Annotated in this window: 19 protein-coding genes; 15 read left to right on the top strand and 4 right to left on the bottom strand. The window is 67.1% G+C overall.

Annotated features, from left to right (window positions below; all coding sequences use genetic code 11):
• Nucleotides 1–25: 25 nt before the first annotated feature.
• The 3 genes from K0S66_RS08160 to rpoZ form a co-directional block, all read right to left on the bottom strand.
• The gene (locus tag K0S66_RS08160; protein WP_301074844.1) at nt 26–1,066 is read right to left on the bottom strand and encodes a ferritin-like domain-containing protein; all 1,041 of its coding nucleotides are present in this window, start codon (nt 1,064–1,066) and stop codon (nt 26–28) included.
• Between the two features lie 10 nt (nt 1,067–1,076).
• A complete protein-coding gene (locus K0S66_RS08155) occupies nt 1,077–2,081 on the bottom strand; it encodes a ferritin-like domain-containing protein (RefSeq protein ID WP_301074843.1) in 1,005 nt (334 codons plus the stop codon).
• 314 nt (nt 2,082–2,395) lie between these two features.
• Complete coding sequence (gene rpoZ / locus K0S66_RS08150; protein WP_046411514.1) at nt 2,396–2,740, bottom strand: DNA-directed RNA polymerase subunit omega; 345 nt, start codon at nt 2,738–2,740, stop codon at nt 2,396–2,398.
• Nucleotides 2,741–2,858: 118 nt separating this feature from the next.
• On the opposite strand from rpoZ, the gene K0S66_RS08145 reads away from it, so the two are divergent.
• The 3 genes from K0S66_RS08145 (at nt 2,859) to K0S66_RS08135 (ending at nt 8,733) form a co-directional block, all read left to right on the top strand.
• Nucleotides 2,859–4,025, top strand: a complete 1,167-nt coding sequence (locus K0S66_RS08145) for a phosphatidylserine/phosphatidylglycerophosphate/cardiolipin synthase family protein (RefSeq protein ID WP_301074842.1) — start codon at nt 2,859–2,861, stop codon at nt 4,023–4,025.
• Between the two features lie 171 nt (nt 4,026–4,196).
• On the top strand, nt 4,197–5,819 hold the full coding sequence (locus tag K0S66_RS08140) for a hypothetical protein (protein WP_301074841.1): 1,623 nt from the start codon (nt 4,197–4,199) through the stop codon (nt 5,817–5,819).
• A 94-nt stretch (nt 5,820–5,913) separates the two neighbouring features.
• Complete coding sequence (locus K0S66_RS08135; protein WP_301074840.1) at nt 5,914–8,733, top strand: TonB-dependent receptor; 2,820 nt, start codon at nt 5,914–5,916, stop codon at nt 8,731–8,733.
• An 81-nt stretch (nt 8,734–8,814) separates the two neighbouring features.
• On the opposite strand, the gene K0S66_RS08130 is transcribed toward K0S66_RS08135, so the two are convergent.
• Complete coding sequence (locus K0S66_RS08130) at nt 8,815–9,498, bottom strand: 2OG-Fe(II) oxygenase (protein ID WP_301074839.1); 684 nt, start codon at nt 9,496–9,498, stop codon at nt 8,815–8,817.
• 150 nt (nt 9,499–9,648) lie between these two features.
• On the opposite strand from K0S66_RS08130, the gene K0S66_RS08125 reads away from it, so the two are divergent.
• From K0S66_RS08125 to K0S66_RS08070, 12 genes are all read left to right on the top strand, one after another.
• Entirely contained in the window at nt 9,649–10,428 is a 780-nt protein-coding gene (locus K0S66_RS08125) for a type II secretion system protein N (RefSeq protein ID WP_366520796.1), read from the top strand.
• On the top strand, nt 10,425–12,620 hold the full coding sequence (gspD, locus tag K0S66_RS08120) for a type II secretion system secretin GspD (RefSeq protein WP_301074837.1): 2,196 nt from the start codon (nt 10,425–10,427) through the stop codon (nt 12,618–12,620). Before K0S66_RS08125 ends, gspD begins: the two co-directional genes overlap by 4 nt.
• A 44-nt stretch (nt 12,621–12,664) precedes the next feature.
• Complete coding sequence (locus tag K0S66_RS08115; protein ID WP_301074836.1) at nt 12,665–14,224, top strand: ATPase, T2SS/T4P/T4SS family; 1,560 nt, start codon at nt 12,665–12,667, stop codon at nt 14,222–14,224.
• 38 nt (nt 14,225–14,262) lie between these two features.
• A complete protein-coding gene (gspF, locus tag K0S66_RS08110; protein WP_301074835.1) occupies nt 14,263–15,486 on the top strand; it encodes a type II secretion system inner membrane protein GspF in 1,224 nt (407 codons plus the stop codon).
• Nucleotides 15,487–15,494: 8 nt separating this feature from the next.
• A complete protein-coding gene (gene gspG, locus K0S66_RS08105) occupies nt 15,495–15,935 on the top strand; it encodes a type II secretion system major pseudopilin GspG (protein WP_301074834.1) in 441 nt (146 codons plus the stop codon).
• Nucleotides 15,936–16,025: 90 nt separating this feature from the next.
• Nucleotides 16,026–16,478: a GspH/FimT family pseudopilin gene (locus tag K0S66_RS08100; RefSeq protein ID WP_366520795.1), complete on the top strand. Its 453-nt coding sequence runs from the start codon at nt 16,026–16,028 to the stop codon at nt 16,476–16,478.
• The gene (gspI, locus tag K0S66_RS08095; RefSeq protein ID WP_301074833.1) at nt 16,471–16,869 is read left to right on the top strand and encodes a type II secretion system minor pseudopilin GspI; all 399 of its coding nucleotides are present in this window, start codon (nt 16,471–16,473) and stop codon (nt 16,867–16,869) included. Before K0S66_RS08100 ends, gspI begins: the two co-directional genes overlap by 8 nt.
• Nucleotides 16,866–17,498, top strand: a complete 633-nt coding sequence (gene gspJ / locus K0S66_RS08090; protein ID WP_301074832.1) for a type II secretion system minor pseudopilin GspJ — start codon at nt 16,866–16,868, stop codon at nt 17,496–17,498. Before gspI ends, gspJ begins: the two co-directional genes overlap by 4 nt.
• A complete protein-coding gene (gene gspK, locus K0S66_RS08085) occupies nt 17,482–18,459 on the top strand; it encodes a type II secretion system minor pseudopilin GspK (RefSeq protein WP_301074831.1) in 978 nt (325 codons plus the stop codon). Before gspJ ends, gspK begins: the two co-directional genes overlap by 17 nt.
• Entirely contained in the window at nt 18,456–19,559 is a 1,104-nt protein-coding gene (gspL, locus tag K0S66_RS08080) for a type II secretion system protein GspL (RefSeq protein WP_301074830.1), read from the top strand. The genes gspK and gspL overlap by 4 nt, the downstream gene beginning before the upstream one ends.
• On the top strand, nt 19,556–20,029 hold the full coding sequence (locus tag K0S66_RS08075) for a type II secretion system protein M (protein ID WP_301074829.1): 474 nt from the start codon (nt 19,556–19,558) through the stop codon (nt 20,027–20,029). The genes gspL and K0S66_RS08075 overlap by 4 nt, the downstream gene beginning before the upstream one ends.
• Nucleotides 20,026–20,751: a type II secretion system protein N gene (locus K0S66_RS08070; protein WP_301074828.1), complete on the top strand. Its 726-nt coding sequence runs from the start codon at nt 20,026–20,028 to the stop codon at nt 20,749–20,751. Before K0S66_RS08075 ends, K0S66_RS08070 begins: the two co-directional genes overlap by 4 nt.
• Nucleotides 20,752–20,813: the final 62 nt, after the last annotated feature.

The following is a 20,813-nucleotide window of genomic DNA, read 5'->3' as shown; positions in this document are numbered from 1 at the left end:
CCGCGACTGGCCTGTGGGCCAATGCCTATGGGCCGCCGCTGCTGCGGATCGTGCCGTTCACGCCGGTCGGGAAGAAGCCACCACCCTGCGTCGACGCGGGATTGAGATAGACGATGTTCAGCACCTGCGGCGCGGTGCGACCAAGGACGAGCCCGCCAGGATCAGTAGGGATCAGGTTCGCCACGCTGGCATTGCCGATATCCTGATCGAGATCGGGTGTTCCATCGAGGGCGTCGCGCGCGGCGGATACCTGCGCGATCACGCTGTAGATGCTGGGTGCGGTCAACCCGCGGCGCCACAGCTCGGCCCGGATCACCCCGTCATGGTAGCATTCGGTGGCGAGGATGCCGGCCGATGCCTCCAGGAACGTCTTGTTGGTGATGAGCCGCGCCGCACCGCGATAGGCGCTGACCCCGACATCGGTGAGGAGATACGATCCGATCAGGAAGTTCTCGTCACTGGCGAACGGATCGAAGATCGCGTTCGGCCCTACCACGCCCGCCGCGCGTGCCGCCGCGGTGAAGGCACCCACCGGGGTCGTATTGCCGACCGTGATGGTGGCACTGCCCGACAGGTTGATGACCGGCTGTGCCACGGCGGCGCTGCCCAGGGCATTGCGCAGGAACGTTATGTGGCCAATCTCGTCGAAGGCGATCTCGCGCGCATATTGCTGCAGCACTGGATCGGTGAAGGATACCTGACGGGCGGCGCCCGGCCCGGTGCCGGTAACGACATTGCCCTGCGCGCCGGTACCGGTCTGCAGTGCAGCGGGGATGCCCTGCCCGGAGACGGCGTAGGAGTAATAATTGCCCTCCAGATATTCGAGCTGAAGCGCGAAGTTCAGCACGTCGGCATCGGTCAGCCCCGGCGGGGTGGGAGAGGGGCCCGGCCCGGGCGGCGGCGGGGGCGGGAACGGCGGGTCATCATCGTCATCGCACGCCGCCAGCAGGGACAGGCCACCGGTCATGGCCGCCGCCCCGCCGCACAGGCGGATGAAGCTGCGGCGCGCCTGACGCTGAGTCTCGGCGCGTTCCATGAGGTCGAGGAATTCCATCTTGTCGCTCATCGCCGCCTCCTCAATTCGCGCCCGACCGACGAAGCGCCGGGTTCGGATTGTTGGTGCCGTTCGGGAAGAAGCCGCCCGAGGTGGCCGCATTCTGGGTCAGGTACGCAATGTTGTGGACCTGTTCGCTGTTGCGGCTGAAGACGATCCCGTTGCTGTCGGTGGGCACGAAATTGGCGGTGAGGCCGAATTGCGTCTGCACCGGCGACACGCCCGAATCGTCGTTCGCCACGCGTTGCGGCGGCCCTGCCGAAGACACGTCGCCGTCGAGGCGGTTGCGCAGCGCCGAAATCTGGTCGGTCGCGGTCCACAGTGCGGGAACCTCCACCCCGCGCCGGTACAGCGCCGCGCGGATGATCCCGGCGTGGAAGCCCTCCGCCGCGAGGATGCCCGCCGCGCCATCGACATTGTCGGGACTGCTGAGCAGCGGTGCCGCGCCCTTGTAGGCGGTGACGCCGACATCCTCGAAAATGTAGGCGGCGAGCAGGAAGTTGTCGTCGCTGGCATAGGGATCGAACACGCCGCCCGAGGCCGACAGATCGATGCCTGCGGCGACCGCCGCGGCGGTGAAGATCTGTGGCGAGATGTCGAGGGCAGGCTGCGCCACCGCAGCGGACCCCAGCACCCGGCGCAGCGTGGTGACATGCGCCAGTTCATCCGAGGCGATTTCCCGCGCATATTGGATCACCACGGGATCCTGCAGATTGGCCTTGCGCCCGCCGACGGCAGCGCCCTGCGTTTGCGTGCCCGGCAGTAGCGCGGGCGGGATGCCGGTGCCGATCGCGGCAAAGCTGTAGAATTGCGCTTCCAGATATTCGAGGTTCAGCGCGAAGTTGAGGATATCGGTGTCGCTCGGCGCGGCGGCCGGAGCGGTTTGCGCCGAGGCGCGCCCGGCCAGCCCGGCAGCGCCGAAACCGACGGCTGCGCCTGCGGCCGCAAGCTTGAAGAAGTCGCGCCGGTCGGCACCCCGCGCGGGGCGGGCCTCGTGCAATACAGGGGGCTGCTCGCTTTCAGGCATGGGGGTCTCTCCTTCCCGACAAGCGCGATTCTGGTCGCCCTGGTTCGTGCGCCACGCGCCGGAAGAGAGACAATTATCGAAGAAAAAACCTGTCGCGATAAGGGATTAAACCTAGCGGCGCAGGGTTGGCCCGCGGTGTCGCAGCGGCGCGCACAGAACATCGAGACACGTTGATGCGCCGCAATAAGCACCCGCGTGCGTGACGGCGCGGCAAAACCTGAGCGGAACGCAACAAAAAAAGCCGCAGCAATTGCCGCGGCTCTTTTGATTTCTATCGCTGGTGCAGCAGATCGCTGCGCCGGTCGATTGCTGGTTCAGCCGTCGTAGTCGGCGCCCAGGTTCTGGTTGCGCGGCGGAGCAGCGGCGGTGAGACGCAGCGCCTCTGCCGATGCGGCCAGCGAGCCGACGGCGTCCGCCTCTTCCTCGTCGTCGATCTGAACGCGCTGCAGGCTCTGCACCACGGCTTCCTTCAGATCCTTCGGCTTGACGGTCTGCTCGGCAATCTCGCGCAGCGCGACCACCGGGTTCTTATCACGATCGCGATCGATCGTCAGTTCGGCGCCACCCGAGACCTGCCGCGCGCGCTGCGCTGCCAGCAGAACCAGATCGAACCGGTTCGGGATCTTGTCGACGCAATCCTCGACCGTGACGCGCGCCATAGACGCTTCCTTCGCTTAACTATCGCTGGATGAAGGACGGCGATCTAGGCGAGGGGGGCGGGCAAGTCAAGAAAAGCGCGTCCTTGCCGCTGCGGCCCTGCACGGCCAAGGCGGGCCGATGGATCATGCAGCGCCTTTCACCGTGGCTGACAACCGGCTGACCCTGCTCGTCGAGGGGCCGGAGCGGCTGAACGCGCTGATCGACCTGATCAGCGGCGCGACCCAATCCCTGCGCATCCTATACTATATCTATGCCGACGATCAGGCAGGCCAGCAGGTGAACGACGCACTTATTGCGGCGGCACAGCGCGGCGTGGACGTGCGGCTGATCCTCGACGGTTTCGGCAGCGACGATGCGGCCGAGCGGCGCTTCTTCGATCCGCTCGACGCGGCCGGGGTCCGCGTCTGCCGCTTCGTGCCGCGGCTCGGGCGGCGCTACCTGTTGCGCAATCACCAGAAGCTGGCGCTCGCCGATGCCGAGAGCGAGAATCCCCGCATCATCATCGGTGGCTTCAACATCGAGGACGATTATTTCGGCACCGCCGGGGACCAGGCGTGGCGGGACCTGGGGCTGTTGATGGAAGGCCCGGCGGCGGCGCGCATCGGCGGCTATTTCGATGCGCTGCGCGCCTGGGTCGTGTCCGACGACAGCAAGCTTCGCCACCTGAACCGGGCGCTGTCGCAGTGGAGCGAGGGCAGCGGCCCGGTCCGCTGGCTGATCGGCGGGCCGACCCGGCGGCTATCGCCCTGGGCTCGGGCGATCCGGCGCGACATGAGCAAGGCGAGCCGCATCGACATCATCGCGGCCTATTTCACGCCCAGCCCCAATCTGCTGCGGCGGATCGATCGGGCAGGGCGGCTGGGGCAGAATGTGCGCGTTGTGACGGCGCGAAAGTCGGACAATAACGCGACGATCGCGGCGGCGCGCTTCACCTATCGCGGGCTTTTGCGGCGGGGCATTCGCGTGTTCGAGTATCTGCCGACCAAGCTGCACACCAAATTGTACGCGATCGATGATGCGGTGCACGTCGGCAGCGCCAATTTTGACATGCGCAGCCTGTTCATCAATCTGGAGCTGATGCTGCGGATCGATGACCCGGCGTTTGCCGCCCATGTCCGCCGTTATATCGATGGCGAGGTCGCCCAGTCCGAGGAGATCACGCTGGAGCGCTACATGGCGGCCACCGGGCTGTGGCAGCGGGCCAAGCAGTTCGTCGCCTATCTGCTGGTCGGCGTCGCCGATCCGCTCGTGTCGCGCAGCCTGAACTTCGGCATCGACGACTAGTCCCGCGCGAGGACTGTCACGGATCCGAAACAGCATCGTCACCATCACGTCTCTGAACCTCCACGCGGCTGTCACGCGCCGGGCCTAGCGGCGCTGTGGAGGGCGGCGGGCAATCGGCTCGACTCGCTTCCGGTCCAGGGGACGGACCGTTCAGTTCAACGGGAGTGAGACATGCTGAGCTTCAGCCGCCGCAATCAGTTTCTTGCCGGCACCGCCTGCCTTCTGCTGGCCGCTTGCGGTGGAGCCGATGGCGTCGCCTCGCCGGGCGCAGGCAATATCGACGTGATCGTAACGCCGGCGCCGACGCCTTCCCCGACGCCGACCGGAACGCCGACGCCTGGCGCGATCACCGCAGCGCAATTCGCCCTTGCGACCACGCAGAGCGGCGTCACGATCACTGCTGACGAGCAGCTGGCGATCGTCAACGCGGGCGCGAACAACAACGTCAACGGCTTCGCCGGGCTGAACGGTGTCTATCCGACCAGCGCGACGTCGCTGACCCCGGCGATGAACCCCGCCACGATCAACTCCTTCTTCACCGCCACCAACTTCGTCGGCGCGCTGAATGGCCCGAACGACACGTCGTTCCAGGGCTGGACCTGCAATTCCACGTCGGCGAATTTCGGCGGCACCACCACCGCCTGCACCGCCGTGCCGAACATCGGCACGCTGGCCGCCGGCACGGCGTGCCCGACCGGCACGATCGACGACAATGTGACCGTTGGCGGCTTCAAGGCATGCCGCCTGCCGCAGACGATCAACGCCAGCCTGACGCTGCCGAAGATCCCCGGCGTCTTCTATCGCTTCCGTGGGCAGACCGAGGTCGGCACCGACGTCGGATCGACCGGGGCTGCATCGGGCGTTGTCCTGACGATCGCGCCGGGCGTGGTGCTGGCAGCGGATTCGAGCGAAAGCTCCAACGACCTGATCCTCGTCAACCGCGGTGCGCAGATCAACGCGGTGGGCACGGCGGAAAGCCCGATCATCTTCACCGCGCAGCAGAACCTGACCGCCAACGGCGTGTCTGAAGCCTCGCAGGGCTTCTGGGGTGGCCTGATCATGCTGGGCCAGGCGCCGACGGCGGTCTGCGCTACCGGCACGGGCCCGAACAATGCGGGCGGCACCAGCACCAGCTGCCAGAACCCGATCGAGGGGGTGACCGGCCGTTTCTATGGTGGCCCGAACCAGGCGAGCAATTCGGGTACGCTTCGGTACGTGCAGCTGCGCTACACCGGCATCGCGATCAGCGAGGGCAATGAGCTGCAGGGCCTGACGCTGGGCGGCACCGGCAACGGCACCACGATCGACCATGTGCAGAGCCACAATTCGGCCGATGACGGCATCGAGATCTTTGGCGGCACCACCAACGTCAAATATTTCGCGGTGACCGGCGCGGACGATGACGGCTTCGACGTCGACAATGGATGGCGCGGGTTCATGCAGTTCATCATCGCCGCGCAGAAGCCGTCGGGCACCACCGCCGACTCCTTCGCGACCGAGATCGACTCGAACGGCTCCGAAGACCTGCTGCCGCGCACCTTCGGCCGCTATGCCAACTTCACCTTCATCCAGACGACGCCGTCGGCCCCGGCCGCGATCCGCCTGCGTGGCGGTGCGGACTTCGCCTTCGTCAACGGCGTGGTGAAGGCAGCGGCTGGCCAGGCCTGCATCAACATCGTCGCAGGATCGGGCGAGGGCGCGAACCGGACCACGATCCGGCCCGCTAACGCAGACCTGCAGGATGTCGGCCCGCCGACCTTCAACTCGGTCTATTTCCAGTGCCAGGGCCGCTGAGCCTCCTTCGGCATCCATGACCAAGGCGGGCCCCGGCAAGCGTTTCGACGCGGCCGCGGGCCCGCCCATTGCCATCTGACCGGAAGGCCCGACCATGCTGCGCCAGCGCACCGCCTATTCCACCCTGCTTCTTCTCACGACCACGCTGGTCGCACCGGCTGCCCTGGCCCAGGTCGCGCCCTCCACAAGCACGCCCGCCGGGCCGCCGGCCACCAGCACCATGTCGACCGGTGTCGACCCTGCCGACGCGCAGACTGCGCCCTCTGCCGAGCCCCAGGTGGATGCCGAGCAGCGGTCGCCCGAGGTTTCCGCGCCGGGGATCGACGCCACGTCCGGCGGGGATATCGTGGTGGTGGGGCGCAACATCCCCAACACCGTCCGGTCGACCGCGCAGGTCATCAATGTGCTGTCGAGCGCCGACATCGCGCGCACCGGTGAAGGCGATATCGCCGGCGCGCTGACGCGGGTCACCGGCCTGTCGGTGGTCGGCAACGGCTATGTCTTCGTGCGTGGCCTGGGCGATCGTTATTCCTCCGCGCTGCTCAACGGATCGCCGCTGCCCAGCCCCGAGCCGCTGCGGCGCACGGTACCGCTGGACATCTTCCCGACGACGATCGTCGGCTCGGCGCTGGTCCAGAAGACCTATTCGGTGAACTATCCCGGCGAGTTCGGCGGCGGCGTCATCAACCTGACGACGAAGGCCATTCCGGACGAGAATTTCGTCACCGTCGGCGCATCGGGCGGGATCGACACGCAGACCACCGGCAAGCTGGGCTACACCTATTACGGGTCGAAGACCGACTGGCTCGGCTATGACAATGGCGAGCGCAAGGTGCCGGGTTTTATCCGCAACGGCGCGAACGGCAGCGGCATCATTCCGACCGCTCAGGTCGCGCAGCTTTCCAATGCGCGCACCACGCTGCTCCAGCGCAACAACGATCTGCCGGCGAACTGGTCCGCCGATATCAACGTCGGGCTGACCGGCGATCTGGGGGCGGGCCGCGTCGGCATGATCGCCACCGGCAGCGTGTCCAACACCTGGCGCACCCGCGCCACGTTGCAGCAGGATACGATCAGCGAGGACGGCACGCTGCGCAACGATTTCGACACCGTCATCACCGACATGCGCGCAGTGGTGAACGGGATGCTGGGTTTCGGTTACGAATTCGACGAGAACCGCATCCGCTGGACCAACGTCTACATCCACGACACGCTGAAGCAGGGCCGGGCATCGGCCGCGACGGTGTACAACAATTCGTCGGGCAATCCGCTGTTCCAGCAGAACACCAACTGGTTCGAGCGCCAGTTGATCGAAACGCAGCTGGTGGGCGAGTTCAAGCCGATCGAGGATCTGTCAGTCGATGTGCGCGGCGCTTATGCCAATTCGAAGCGCAATTCGCCGTACGAGCGGCAGTTCGTCTATAATTGCAACACCAGCTACAACGTTACCGGCACCAATTCGGTTGGCGGAACGGAGCTGCAATGCCCGGGTGCCTGGGAGGCCAGCAACTCCTTCGGCCGGTTCGCGACCGTTGTATTCAGCGAGCTGAACGAGGATTTGTATTCAGGCCAGGCGGACGTCAGCTACAAGCTGCCGGGTGATCGCCCGTTCACCCTGTCGGCGGGTTATTACTACTCGCAGAACGAGCGAACCTCGACCCGTCTGCCGTACACCTACCAGACCGTCGCTGGCGGGGCGATCCCGTTCCCGTGCAACCTGTTTCGCCCCGATTATCTGCTGTCGCCCGACGTGCTGAACGGCTGCCCAGTCGCGACCACGGGCACCCCGGCGAGCAACGCCGTCCAGCTACGATTCGATGCGGGACTGAACGGGTCGACGCAATATGACGCCAGCCTGCGGATCCACGCCGGCTATGTGCAGGCGGAAGCGGAAGCGATCGATGGCGTTCGCGCGATCATCGGCGTGCGGTACGAGACCGCAAAGCAGAGCGTGACTCCGCTGGCGGCGGTATCGACCCGGCTGAACAACGACTATTTCCTGCCGGCGGCGACGCTGACCTGGAATTTTGCGCCGGATATGCAGCTGCGCCTAGCCGCGGCGAAGACGATCGCACGTCCGCAATTCCGCGAACTCGCACCCCAGGCGTTCCGCGACTTCGAATCGGACCGGCTGTTCTTCGGCAATCCGCTGCTGCGGGATTCGCAGCTCTACAATCTGGAAGCGCGCTACGAATGGTTCTTTGACCGTGACCAGCGCCTGACGGCGGCAGGTTTCTACAAGCGGATCGACAATCCGATCGAGCAGGTCGGTTTCTATCCAACGCCCGACGCACGGCTGCAGACCGGCTTCACCTATCTGCCCAAGGCGACCTTGTGGGGCGCCGAGTTCGAAGCGCAGAAGTATTTTCCGCTCGACTTCATCTCGGACAGCATGGGCGGCAAGCGCGCGGTGCTGATCGCCAATTACACCTACACCCAGTCAAAGATCACGGCGAATGCGGAATGCGTGCCAAGCGTGCTGGGCGTATCGCTTGGCGGATGCCCGGCCGGTTTCGCACCGGCCAACCTTCAGTTCCGCGACGGCGCACCGCTGACCGGCCAGTCGGACCATCTGGTGAACCTTCAGCTGGGTTATGAGGACAAGGACAATGAAACCCAGCTGACGCTGTTGTTCAATTACGCCAGCGACCGCGTGACCAACCGCGGCCCATCGCTGCTGGGCGGTGTCGGTTTTCAGCCGGACATCATCGAACGGCCGGGCATCCGGGTGGACTTCGTCGCGCGCCAGACGGTCGATTTCCTTGGTACGAAGGTCGAGATCAAGGGTGAGGCCCGCAACCTGTCGGGCACCAAATACCAGGAATATCAGACGTTCGACGGCGGGCGCCGGGTCTACATCAACCGGTTCGAACAGGGTCGCCTGTTCACGCTGGGGGCCAGCGTCACGTTCTGATGTCGTCCAGGAGCGACCTCGTGAGGCCGGTTAGGCGCGCGGGGTCGCTGATGGGCGAGGCAATCGACGGCGCGGGGCGCGTCAGCCCCAGGGGCGTTCGCGAAACCATTTGGTGATGACGTATTTCACCCCGGCGCGCACCTTCATCCCGTGATGGATCGTCGCCGGGTTGAGTGTCCCGTCCGGCCGGCGATTGTTCCAGGCGACCAGCTTTCCCGCCTCCGGCTGGATCGTCTTGTCGATCGCCTTGAAGCGAGTCGCTCCGCCGGCCTCCGGCGTGTTCAGATAGACCATCGCGGTCCAGGTGCGATTGCCAGCCACATCGCAGAAGCGGTGGAGATCCATCCCATTGGGTTCGAAATAATCGGTGTGTGCCTTGAACTCCTGCCCGATCGCATAGCGTTGGCCCTGGAGCGGTTCGCCATAGATCGGATCGATCCCGGTCAGCCGCGCCAAGGCATCCTCGACATCGCGGACGACGGGGTGAGTCGCGGACAGATCGCAGGTCTCGCTGGTCCGATAGGCCGAATCGCCATTGGCATCGGACACGGTCGAGGGACGCCGATCGGCATCGATCAGCGCGATCAGTGCTGAGCAGGTCTCCGCATCGAGGAAGTCGCGGAGCAGAAACAGGTTGGCCTTGGGGCTGGGAACGCGCTGCACCCCGGCCACCCCGCTAAGTCGCGCGACCACTGCATTGCCATCCAAACCGGACGCGAGCGCAGGATCTGGGGGGGCGGCGTGCATGGTGGCGATGTCTGCCATCAGGCGGCGCGACGGGCCAGTGCGGAATTATTACACTTGGCTGCAATGCCGCTGTAACATCACGGACATAGCGGCGGCGGGGCGGGGATTGGCAAGCACATGCGATTGAGTTTCGACGCTCGTGCGCGAGCGCTTCTGCGGCGGATTCCCGTGGCGAACGTGTATTCGCTGGCCGAGCTGCTGCTGCTGGGGGCGCTGGCCGTCCAGGGCGCGCGGCTGGTGTGGACGGTGGTGACCCCGGTTACGCCGTTGGGCGACTGGCGCCCTGCAGGGCTGGTGCTGCCGATCGCGCCGGGCGAGGTTCTGCGCGGTTTCGACCCATTCTATCGTATCAGCGGCGCGGCGAGCGGCGGCCCGGCAGTGGTGACGTCGCTTCAGCTCAAGCTGTTCGGCACGCGCATCGACGAAGCGACGGGGCGCGGGTCCGCGATCCTCGCCGGGCCCGACGGGGTGCAGCAAAGCGTGGCGGTGGGCGAGGAGATAATCCCGGGCGTCGTGCTGCGCGCGGTGGCGTTTGATCACGTCACGCTGGAACGGGCCGGCGCTCGAGAGGATCTGTTCCTCGATCAATCGGGCGGGGCAGCGACGACAGCGACGCCGGCGCCCGGCGCGGCGCAAGCTGCGGTCGCGCCGACGGCCGCTTCAGGGATTACGGTGCAGCAATTTCAGAGCGAGATCGGCTTCGTGCCGCGGATCGAAGGGGGGCGGATGAGCGGACTTGTGGTGCGTCCCGCCGGCTCGGGTGGCGCGTTCCGGGCGGCCGGCCTTCGCGATGGCGATGTGGTGACTCAGATCGGCGGACGGCCTGTGCAGGGGCCCAGTGATATCGAGCGGTTGTCCGCCCAATTCTCTGGCGGGGGCACGATCGGCCTGACGGTCGAACGAGGAGGGCAGACGGTGGGGTTGAGCGTTCAGGTGACGGGACAATGAGGCACTGGATCCTGACGTCGGCACTGGCCCTGGTGCTGGCTGCGCCCGCGCAGGCGCAAACGACGCTCAACGTGCGCGACGCGGATATTCGGGCGTTCATCGCCGATGCCGCGAAGGTCACCGGACGTACCTTCATCATCGACAGCCGGGTGCAAGGGAAGGTGACGGTCGTCACCGACCGGCCGCTCAGCCGATCGGAATATTTCGAGGTGTTCCTGTCGACGCTGCGCGCCAACGGCCTGGTCACGGTGCCGACCGCCAATGGCGCGCTGCGCGTCCAGCCGGTCGAGAATGCCGCCGCCAATCCCGGGCGGATCGGCAGCGCTGGCGCGGCACGCAATCAGTTCGTCACGGAAATCGTGCGGCTGCGCTCAGTCGATGCGCAATCGGCTGTAGATACAGTGCGGCCGCTGGTGTCGGCACAGGGATCGGTCAGCGCCAATCGCGCGGGCAGCTCGATCGTCATCGCCGACTTTGCGGACAATGTCCGGCGTGTGCGTGAAGTGCTGCGGCGGATCGACACCGACAACAGTTCGACGCGCGTCATCGCGCTGAAGAATGCCGGTGCACGCGATATAGCCACCGCGCTGCAGGGCCTGATCGGAACCCCGGCGCAGGGGCAGACCGCGACGGCAAGCGTGGTTGCGGTGGAGGGCGCCAATTCGGTCGCGCTGCGCGGCGATCCGAGCACGGTCGGCCGGCTCGCGCAGGTCGCGCTCGACCTTGATCAGAAGGCGAAGAGCGGCACCGAGATCCGCGTCGTGTTCCTGGAACATGCCGATGCGGCGCAGCTGTTGCCGGTGTTGCAGCAGCTTGTCGGGCAGGCGCCGGACACGATCCCGCAGAACCAATTGAGCCAATCGAACTTCGGGGCCTCCACCAATAGCGGCGGCTCCTCCGGCCAGCCGACGGTGAATACCGCGGGGCAGACGCAGAGCCAGAGCGCGCCCGGCGGCGGCGGTGGAAGCGGGACGGCGGCGGTACAGGCGCAGGGCGGCCGCGCGCCTGCCGTGGTGACTCGCTTCGTCGGCGCCAATGCGATCGTGATTGCCGCCCCGGCCGACATTCAGCGCCAGCTGAGCGAGGTGGTGCGGCAGCTCGACACCCGGCGCGAGCAGGTGCTGGTGGAAGCAATCGTGGCGGAAGTATCGGACCAGACGGCGAGCCGGCTGGGCTTCCAGTTCCTGCTGGGCAGCCTGTCAGGGGGCGCATTTGGCGCAACCAGTTTCTCCAACACCGCGCCCAGCCTGCTGACCATCGCGGGTGCGATCGCGGCGCGGGAGTTTGGCGGGACGTCCACCACCGTGGTCGGCGCCGACGGGACGCGCACGACCACCAACACCCCGAACCCGGCCGCGGACGCGCTGGCGCAACAGGCGCTGAATTCGGTGCTGGGCGCCAGCGGGGCATTCGGCGGCTATGGCGGCACGCTGGGCGGCGACACCGTGTTCGGCGCGATCATCAATGCGGTGAAATCAGACACGACGTCGAACCTTCTCCAGGCGCCGAGCCTCATCACGCTCGACAATCAGGAAGCACGCATCCTCGTCGGACAGGAAATCCCGATCACTACGGGGCAGGCGCTGAGCCAGAATTTCGACAATGCGTTCCGCACCGTTCAGCGCGAGAATGTCGGCATCCAGCTGGAGGTGCGGCCGCAGGTGAACTCCAGCGGATCGATCAAGCTGTTCCTGCACCAGCAGGTCAGCTCGATCGCCGGGCCGGTGAGCGACGACAATTCCGACCTTATCCTGAACAAGCGCGAGGTGGAGACCACGCTGACCGTTGACGACGGCCAGATTGCCATCATCGGCGGGCTGCTGAGCGACGACGAGCGACGGACACTGGAAAAACTGCCGCTGCTGGGCGACATTCCAGTGCTCGGAAACCTGTTCCGATCCAAGGGCAAGCAGCGCACGAAGACGAACCTGATGGTCTTTATCCGCCCCACCATTCTGCGGACGCCCGAGGACAACCGCCGGGTGACCGAGCAGCGTTATGGCTATCTGCGGCTGCAACAGGGGATGCACGATCCGACGCGCGAGCCGTCGATCGATGAACTGGTGCGCGATTACATGGGGGCGGCGGCGCCGATCCCGTCGGCCCCGGTGCCGGGCAATATCGAAGATCCCCGCATCCAGGTGCCGGTGCAGCGCAATTCCGCCGTTACGATCAAGCGGCGGGACAAATGATCAGAACCGGGCGCGATCTTTCCGTCGACGGGAACGGGACGGCTATGCCCGACGCCGTTCCCGGCGCGGCGGTCGTCGCGCCCGGGCCGGATTCGGCCGACGCCATCATCGCGGCCGGGATCCCGGTCGCGTCGGCACCGGTGCTGGAACTCGACCTCGTGTCGCTGCCTTACGCCTTCGCGCGCAAGTTCGGGGTGACGCTGTCGGGCGAGGCGGTGGCGCTGCGCGAGGGGGCAGATCCCAAGGCGCTGATCGAGGTGCGGCGCGTGCTGGGGCGGCCGTTCGACGTGGTCGTGCTGGAGCCGGCAGCGTTCGACCGGCTGCTCGGTGACAATTACGCGATGGATGGCCAGGCGACCGCGCTAGCGGCGGTGGGGATGGGTGACGAGCTGGACCTGCTGGCCGATGGCATTCCGACCGCGGAGGATCTGCTCGACACGGCGGACGACGCACCGGCGATCCGCCTGATCAACGGCGTGATCGCCGATGCGGCGCGCAATGGCGTGTCGGACATCCATATCGAACCCTATGAGACCGGGCTGGTCGTGCGGATGCGGATCGATGGCGTGCTACGCGAGACGCTGCGCATGCCGCCGCATGTCGCGCCGGTGGTGGTCAGCCGGATCAAGGTGATGGCGCGCCTCGACATCGCCGAGCGGCGTGTGCCGCAGGACGGGCGCATGGGCCTGACGCTGGGCGGCAAACTGCTCGACGTTCGCGTTTCGACGCTACCCAGCCGGGCGGGTGAGCGGGTGGTGCTGCGTATCCTGGACAAGGACAATGCCGGGATCGACCTTGACGCGCTGGGCATGTCCCCGGCGATGCATGACCTGCTCCAAGGGGCGATCAGCGAGCCGAATGGCATCGTGCTGGTCACCGGGCCGACCGGCAGCGGCAAGACGACGACGCTTTATGCCGCGCTTCGGCTGTTGAACGACGGCAGCCGCAACATCCTGACCGTCGAGGACCCGGTCGAATATGCCGTCGAAGGGGTCGGGCAGACGCAGGTGAATGCGAAGGTCGGCCTGACCTTTGCCGCGGGGCTGCGGGCGATCCTGCGGCAGGACCCCGACGTGGTGATGGTCGGCGAAATCCGCGACCGGGAAACGGCGGAGATCGCGGTTCAGGCGTCGCTGACCGGCCATCTGGTGCTGTCCACGGTTCATACCAACGACGCGATCGGCGCGATCACGCGGATGCGCGACATGAAGGTGGAGCCGTTCCTGCTCGCCTCCACGCTGCGCGCGGTGATTGCGCAGCGGCTGGTGCGCCGACTGTGCCCCACGTGCCGACGAGCTGTGCCCGCCGAGGAGACGGTGGCGCCGTTGCTGGGTATTGCGCGGGACGCCCTCGTCTATTCGTCGCAGGGGTGCGCCGAGTGCAACGGGACCGGCTATAAGGGCCGGGTGGGCGTGTATGAGGCGATCCGGATCGACGACACCGTTCGGCGGATGATCAATGACGGCGCCGACGAAAGCGCGATCGCCGCGCACGCCTTTGCGCGCAGCGATACGCTGAGCCATGCGGCGCGGCGGATGGTGGAACAGGGGGTCACGACGCCCGAGGAAGCGGTGCGCGTGTCGCGCCGCGACACCGATGGCTGAGGCACGGTTGCCTCGCGGCCGATCAACGGCGCGTTCCCATGGCTGACTTCGACTATCTGGCGATCGATACGCGCGGGCAGGAAACGCGCGGGCATATTGCCGCGCCGAGCATCGATGCCGCGCGCGCCACGCTGGATCGGCGGCGGTTGTATGTCGTGAAGATCGCGCCGGGAAGCGCCCCGGCGGCGCGAGGCCGCCCGCTGTTCGGCCTGCAGCTTGGCACACCCAAGATGTCGCCAAAGCAGTTGACGCTGTTCACGCGCCAGCTGGCGACATTGTCGCGCGTGTCGCCGCTGGAGGAATCGCTACGGACGATCACCCGCCAGACCGAGCAGGACAAGGTTCGGGTGGTTGTGGAGACCGTCCACGCCGGCGTCGTTGAAGGCCGGCGGCTTGCCGATGCGATGGCGCGGGAACCAAGGAGCTTCCCGCCGCTGTATCGCGCAATGATTGCGGCCGGGGAAAGCTCCGGCACGCTGCCCGCTATTCTTGAGCGCTTGTCGACGCTGCTCGAACGGCAGGCAGAAATCCGTGGCAAGTTGCTGACGGCGCTGGCCTATCCCACGATCCTCGCACTGGTGGCCACCGGGGTCGTCGCCGCGCTGATGATCTTCGTGGTGCCGCAAGTGGTCGAGCAGTTCGACACGGTGGGGCAGGCCCTGCCGCTGCTTACCCGCATCGTCATCGGCATCTCGGACCTGTTGGTCGGTTGGTGGTGGCTGATGCTGCTGGTGTTCGCGCTCGCGGTCGCGGGGTTCATCGCCGCGCTTCGTCAGCCACCTATCCGTCTGGCGTTCGACAGCTGGCTGCTGCGAATTCCGCTGCTGGGCCGGTTGCTGCGCGACCTTCATGCCGCGCGGATGGCCCGCACGCTGGCGACGATGGTGGCGAGCCGCTTGCCGTTGCTTGAAGGGCTAGTGCTCACCGCAGGAACGATCCACAATCGCCGGCTGAAACTTGCGTCGGACGAGATCACCGACGCGATCCGTGGCGGCGGCAGCCTGTCGGCGGCGATGCGCCGGGCGGGCGTGTTCCCGCCGCTGCTTACCTACCTGGCCGCATCGGGTGAGGCTGCGGGGCAGCTGGACGAGATGTTGGAGCGCGCCGCCGACTATCTGGAGCGCGAGTTCGACCGCTTCACGGCGACGGCCATGTCGCTGCTGGAACCGGCGATCATCGTCGTCATGGGCGGCGTGGTGGCGACCATCGTGCTATCGATCCTGCTTCCCATCCTCCAGCTCAACACGTTGGCCGGGCAATGAGAGACATCATGCAAACAAAATCGCATAAGCGCCGGAAGAAGAACGGCTTCACCCTGGTCGAGCTGATGGTGGTCATCGTCATCATCGGCCTTTTGGCAACCATCGTCGCGCTGAACGTGATCCCGTCGGGCGACACCGCGCGGGTGCAAAAGGCCAAGGCCGACATCGCCACGATCGAACAGGCGCTGGAAATGTATCGGCTGCAGCAGAGCAATTATCCCACCACCGCGCAGGGTCTGGGGGCGCTGACCTCGCCGCCCGCGGGGCTGGCCAACCCGGCTGCCTATCAGGCCGGTGGTTATATCAAGAAGCTGCCTGATGATCCGTGGGGCAATGCGTACCTCTATGCCTTGCCGGGCAAGCATGGCGCGTTCGACGTGTGGACCAACGGTGCCGACGGCAAGGAAGGCGGCGAAGGGATCAATGCCGATATCGGATCCTGGCAGTAAACGGCCGATAGCGGCTGGTCGCGAAAGCGGGGCGGGATGACTCCAGCAGCCCGACGCGGCGGAACTGCGTGCACCCGTTCGTGCAGGCGCGTGCCGCCGCGGCGCGGCGCGGGGTCGCGCGGGTTCACGCTGGTCGAATTGATGATCGTCATCACCGTGATCGGCCTTGCCTCCGCCATCGCGGTGCTTGCGATGCCTGACCCGCGCGGCCGGTTGATCGATGAAGGCGCGCGCTTCGCCACGCGAGTACGTGCGGCGCATGATGCCGCCATCATCGGGGGACGCCCTGTCAGCGTGTGGGTGGATCGCAGCGGCTACGGCTTCGATGAGCGCCGGGGCGGCCAGTGGATGGCGCTGGCGGAAAAGCCGTTGCGGGTGTCGCAATGGGGCGAGGGGACCGAGGCACTGGTCGCCGAGCGGACGCGCGTGGCGTTCGATCCGACCGGTATGGCCGACCGCGCGCTGGTGGTACCGTTGCGGCGGGAGCGGACTCGCGTGACGGTGACGCTGGGATCGGACGGGGGCGCGCGGGTGGATGGCTGAGCCTACTTTCCCGCGCCGCGGTAACACCGGTTTCACGCTGATCGAGGTGATGGTCGCGCTCGCGGTCTTCAGCCTGGCCGCGCTGGCGCTGATCCGGCTGGAAGGCGCGACGATCCGTTCTACCGCGCTGCTCGGCGATACGATCGTCGCGCAGATGGTGGCACGCAATGTAGCGATCGATGCGGTGACCGCGGCGCGGCCGCCGACCCTTGGCCGAGCTGCGGGCGTGGAGCAGAACGGCGGGCGGGCATGGCGCTGGGTGCGGGAGGTTCGTCCGACAGGCGACGCACGAATTCTGCGGATCGACGTCGCGGTGGCCGACGCCGCCGGGCGCCAGCTTGGGCGGTTGACGATGATCCGGCCGCCCCAGGCCGAGGTGCAGATATCGTGAGCGTCCGCCGTACCGCGCGCCGCGCCAACGGCTTCACCCTGGTGGAGGTGATGGTCGCGCTGATGATCTTCGGCATGATCGCCTCTGCCGGCGTGGGGCTGCTGGCGTTCAGCGTTCGCGCGCAGGGCGCCACGGTGGAGCGGCTGGATGATACCGGCGCGCTGGCGCGGCTATCCTCGTTGATGGGGGCGGATCTGGCGCAGGCAGTGAACCGGCCGGCGCGCGATGAGCGGGGCACGCGCTTTCCCGCCTTTGTCGGCAATGAGAACAGCGTGACGCTGGTTCGTGCCGGCTGGAGCAACATCGACGGGCAACCGCGATCGACGCTGCAAAAGGTCAGCTATCGAATGACGGGCGACGCGCTGGAGCGGATCGCGTGGCCGATGGTGGACGGTGCAGCACCGCTGCCGCCTGCGACCACGATGACCGGGGTGCGCGGCGTGCGGATGCGATACCGTGTCGCCGGCGCATGGAGCGATCGGTGGGATGGTGCGCAAGGCGCGCCGCTGCCGCAGGCGTTCGAGCTGGTGATGCAGCGCGATGACGGTACGAGCTTCCGCCAGATGTTTCTGGTCGGCAGCGGCGCGCCACCGCGGCCGCAGGAGCAGCCCAATGCGCCCCAGACGTGAGGGCGAGCGCGGTGCGGCGCTGCTTACCGTCCTGTTGCTGGTGGCGATCATCGCCGTGATGGCGGCAACGGCGCTGGAACGATTGCGCTTGTCGACGCGGCTGACCGCCAACGCCGTCGCGCTGGATCAGGCGCGCGCGCTGGCATTCGCTGCCGAAGCGCTGGCGGCCGGGCGGATCACCGACATGCTGCAGCGAGCCCCCGGGCGGGTGACATTGGCGGGGGGATGGAGCGACCGACCCTATACGATCCCGCTGCCCGGCGGTGTCGCCAGCGCGCGGGTGACTGACGGCGGAAATTGTTTCAATCTCAATAGCCTGGTGACCAATCTTGATGGCGCTTATGTCGCTGATCCCACCGCGGTCGCCCAATTTGCGCGGCTGATCCGCCTGCTCAACGTGCCCGGTGGCGAAGGGATTGCCGCCGCCACGGCTGACTGGATCGACACTGACGATCAGCCGCTAGGAGCGGGGGCGGAGGACAGCGCCTATGGGGGGCTCGCGACGCCATATCGCACCGCAGGCACGCTGATGGTGGACCCCAGCGAATTGCGCGCGGTCGCCGGGGTGACGGCGGACGCTTATGCCAAGCTGCGCCCATGGCTGTGCACGCTGCCCAACGCCGAACGATCGCGGTTGAACGTGAACACGCTGACGCCCGAACAGGCGCCGCTGGTCGCTATGCTGCTGCCGGATACACTGGGTGTCGATCAGGCGCGGGCGCTGCTGCTGCGCCGGCCGGCCGCTGGCTATGGCGAAGTAGCTGACTTCTGGAAGCCATTGTCGGAACAGGGAATTACGCCTGATCCAGCGGCGCAACAGCAGGCGGACGTGAAGACGAAATGGTTTGATCTGCGGATCGACGTGACGGTCGCGAACAGCGAATTGCAGGAACGCGCGCTGATTGACGCGACGACGCTGCCCGCGCGGCTTGTTTCGCGGCAATGGGGGGAATTGTCATGACGGCCACGCTGCTTTTCCTGCCGCCCGGGGCCGATGATCCGTGGCAGTGGCTGCGGATCGACAAGGATGCGATCGTTGACCGCGGTGAGGGCATTCCGGAGGGCGACGCGGGAGCGGTCATCGCGGTGGCGCCGGCTGATGCGGTGACGCTTCACTGGGCGGACATCCCCGCGCGATCCGCAGCGCAAGCCGCCGCTGCCGCCCGCATCCTCGTCAGCGAGGCGAGTGCGTCGCCGGTCGAACGCCTGCATGTTGCGGTCGGCGCGGCGGAGACCGGGGGCGGTGAGGCCGATCCGCGCGAGCGGCCGATCGGCGTCGTCGGGGCCGACCGGATGCGCGCCTGGCTGGACTCCCTCGCTGGCCTGGGGATCGATCCGGCGGCCGTTATTCCTGCGCCAATGCTGCTGCCGCGGCCCGAATCCGGGTACGTTCGGGGGCAATTCGGCCTCCAATCAGTGGTGCGCGGCCCGGCCAGTGGATTTGCCGACGAAGCGCGGCTGACCGCGCTGATCACTGGCGACGATGCGCCCGAAACGCTGGGACGTGACGCGCTGGATGCCGCGATCGTCTCCGCTGTGGGACGCCCCGAACTGGACCTGCGGCAAGGACCGTTTGCCAAGCGCAAGCGGCGCGCGATCGATTGGCGGCTGGTGCGGCGGCTGGCCGTGCTGGGCGGGCTGGTCCTGCTTGCCACGCTGGCGATCGACGTGGTGCGGATCGCCAAATATTCGTCGGCTGCGGATGCGGCAGACGCGCGGGCGGAGGCGATTGCGCGTGAGGGCCTGCCGCGCGGGGCCGACCAGGGCGACGCCGATCGCCTGCTGGCCGAACGGCTGGCGGGGCTGCGCGGCCCGGGAGCGGGGTTCACCGCAATGGCGGCGGCGCTGTCGAGCGCGGTGCGCAGCGTGGCGGGCACCGAATTGGTCGCGCTGTCGTTCGAGCCCAACGGTAGCGTGCGCGCAACCGTCGCGGCCGAAGGAGAGGCGCAGGCCAACCAGATCGTCGCGCGGCTGCGCGAGGCTGGCTTCGCCGTGACCGCCAGCACCTTCGAATCGAACGGCCAGCGACTGCGCGGCGATCTGACGGTGACCCTGCCATGAGCAATCTGATGAGCTGGTATCAGGGACGGTCGCTGCGCGAGCGGCGGTTGATCCTCGTCATGCTGGCGCTGCTGGTCGTGACGATCCTGTGGGCGGGCGTCATCCGCCCTGTGCGCGATGGCCTGGCGTCCAGCCGAGAGCGGCATGCCGCGGCGGTAGTGCGGCTGGGCGAGGTGCAGCGCGAAGTCGCGCAGGTGAAGGCGATCCAGCGTAGCCGTCCGCGGCCCATTGAAGGGCCGCTGGTCGATGCGATCCGCACGCGCGCCGATGAGGCGGGCTTTACCCTGTCCAGCCTGGAGCCGGACGGCAATTCGGTCCGCATCACTATCGCGACGGCCAAGCCGGGAGCGCTGCTCGGCTGGATCGCGACGCTGGAGGCAGACGGGCTGCTGGTCGACGCGAGCACGATCACCGGCAACGGCGACGGTACGGTAGCAGCGACGATGACACTGAAGGGACGCGAGGCATGAAGCGTATCCGGTTGAAAACGGGGCCGAACGCGCTGTTCCTGGCGATGTTCGTCGTGGCGCTGATCGTGTTCCTGCCGCTGCGGCTGGCGCTGGGCTGGTTCGGATTGGCGGAGCAGGGGCTGACCGCGCGGTCGGTGAGCGGCAGCATCTGGTCCGGCCATTTGCGCGAGGCGCGGTTCGGCCAGATCGCGCTGGGCGACCTGTCGGCCGGCGTATCGCCGCTGCCCTTGCTGCTTGGCCGCGCGCGAGTGGAACTGGATGGAGCCGCCATACCCCCGGCGCCGCGGCTGAGCGGGGCCATCGCCGTCAGCCGGCACAGTTTCGCGCTGGACGATCTGACCGCGTCGCTGCCGGTAGGAACGGCCTTCCGCCCGGTGCCGGTCACGGTGCTGGATCTGGAGCAGGTCAGCGTGCGGTTCAACGGCGACCAGTGCGATTCGGCCGAGGGGCGGGTCCGCGCGACGTTGACGGGGGATATCGGCGGTCTGCCGGTGCCCGCGACGTTGACCGGCAATGCGCGCTGCGATGGTGGGGCGCTGCTGCTGCCGCTGGTCAGCGCTGCCGGCAATGAAGGAAGCACGATCCGGTTGTGGCCGGACGGGCGATATCGTGCCGAACTGACGTTGCAGCCCAGCGACCCTGCCGCCGCGATGCGGCTGCAGACCGCGGGGTTCGTCCAGACCGATACGGGCATGGAATTGGCGATCGAGGGCAGGTTCTGACGCAAGGGCCGCGACAACAGCACCCGCGACGCTTGTTTTGCTGCCGGGTGGACCGGCAAGTC

The organism is Sphingomonas sp. (genome assembly GCF_029239295.1).
Classification (GTDB): domain Bacteria; phylum Pseudomonadota; class Alphaproteobacteria; order Sphingomonadales; family Sphingomonadaceae; genus Sphingomonas.
This window is presented reverse-complemented; position numbering and strand designations above follow the sequence as displayed.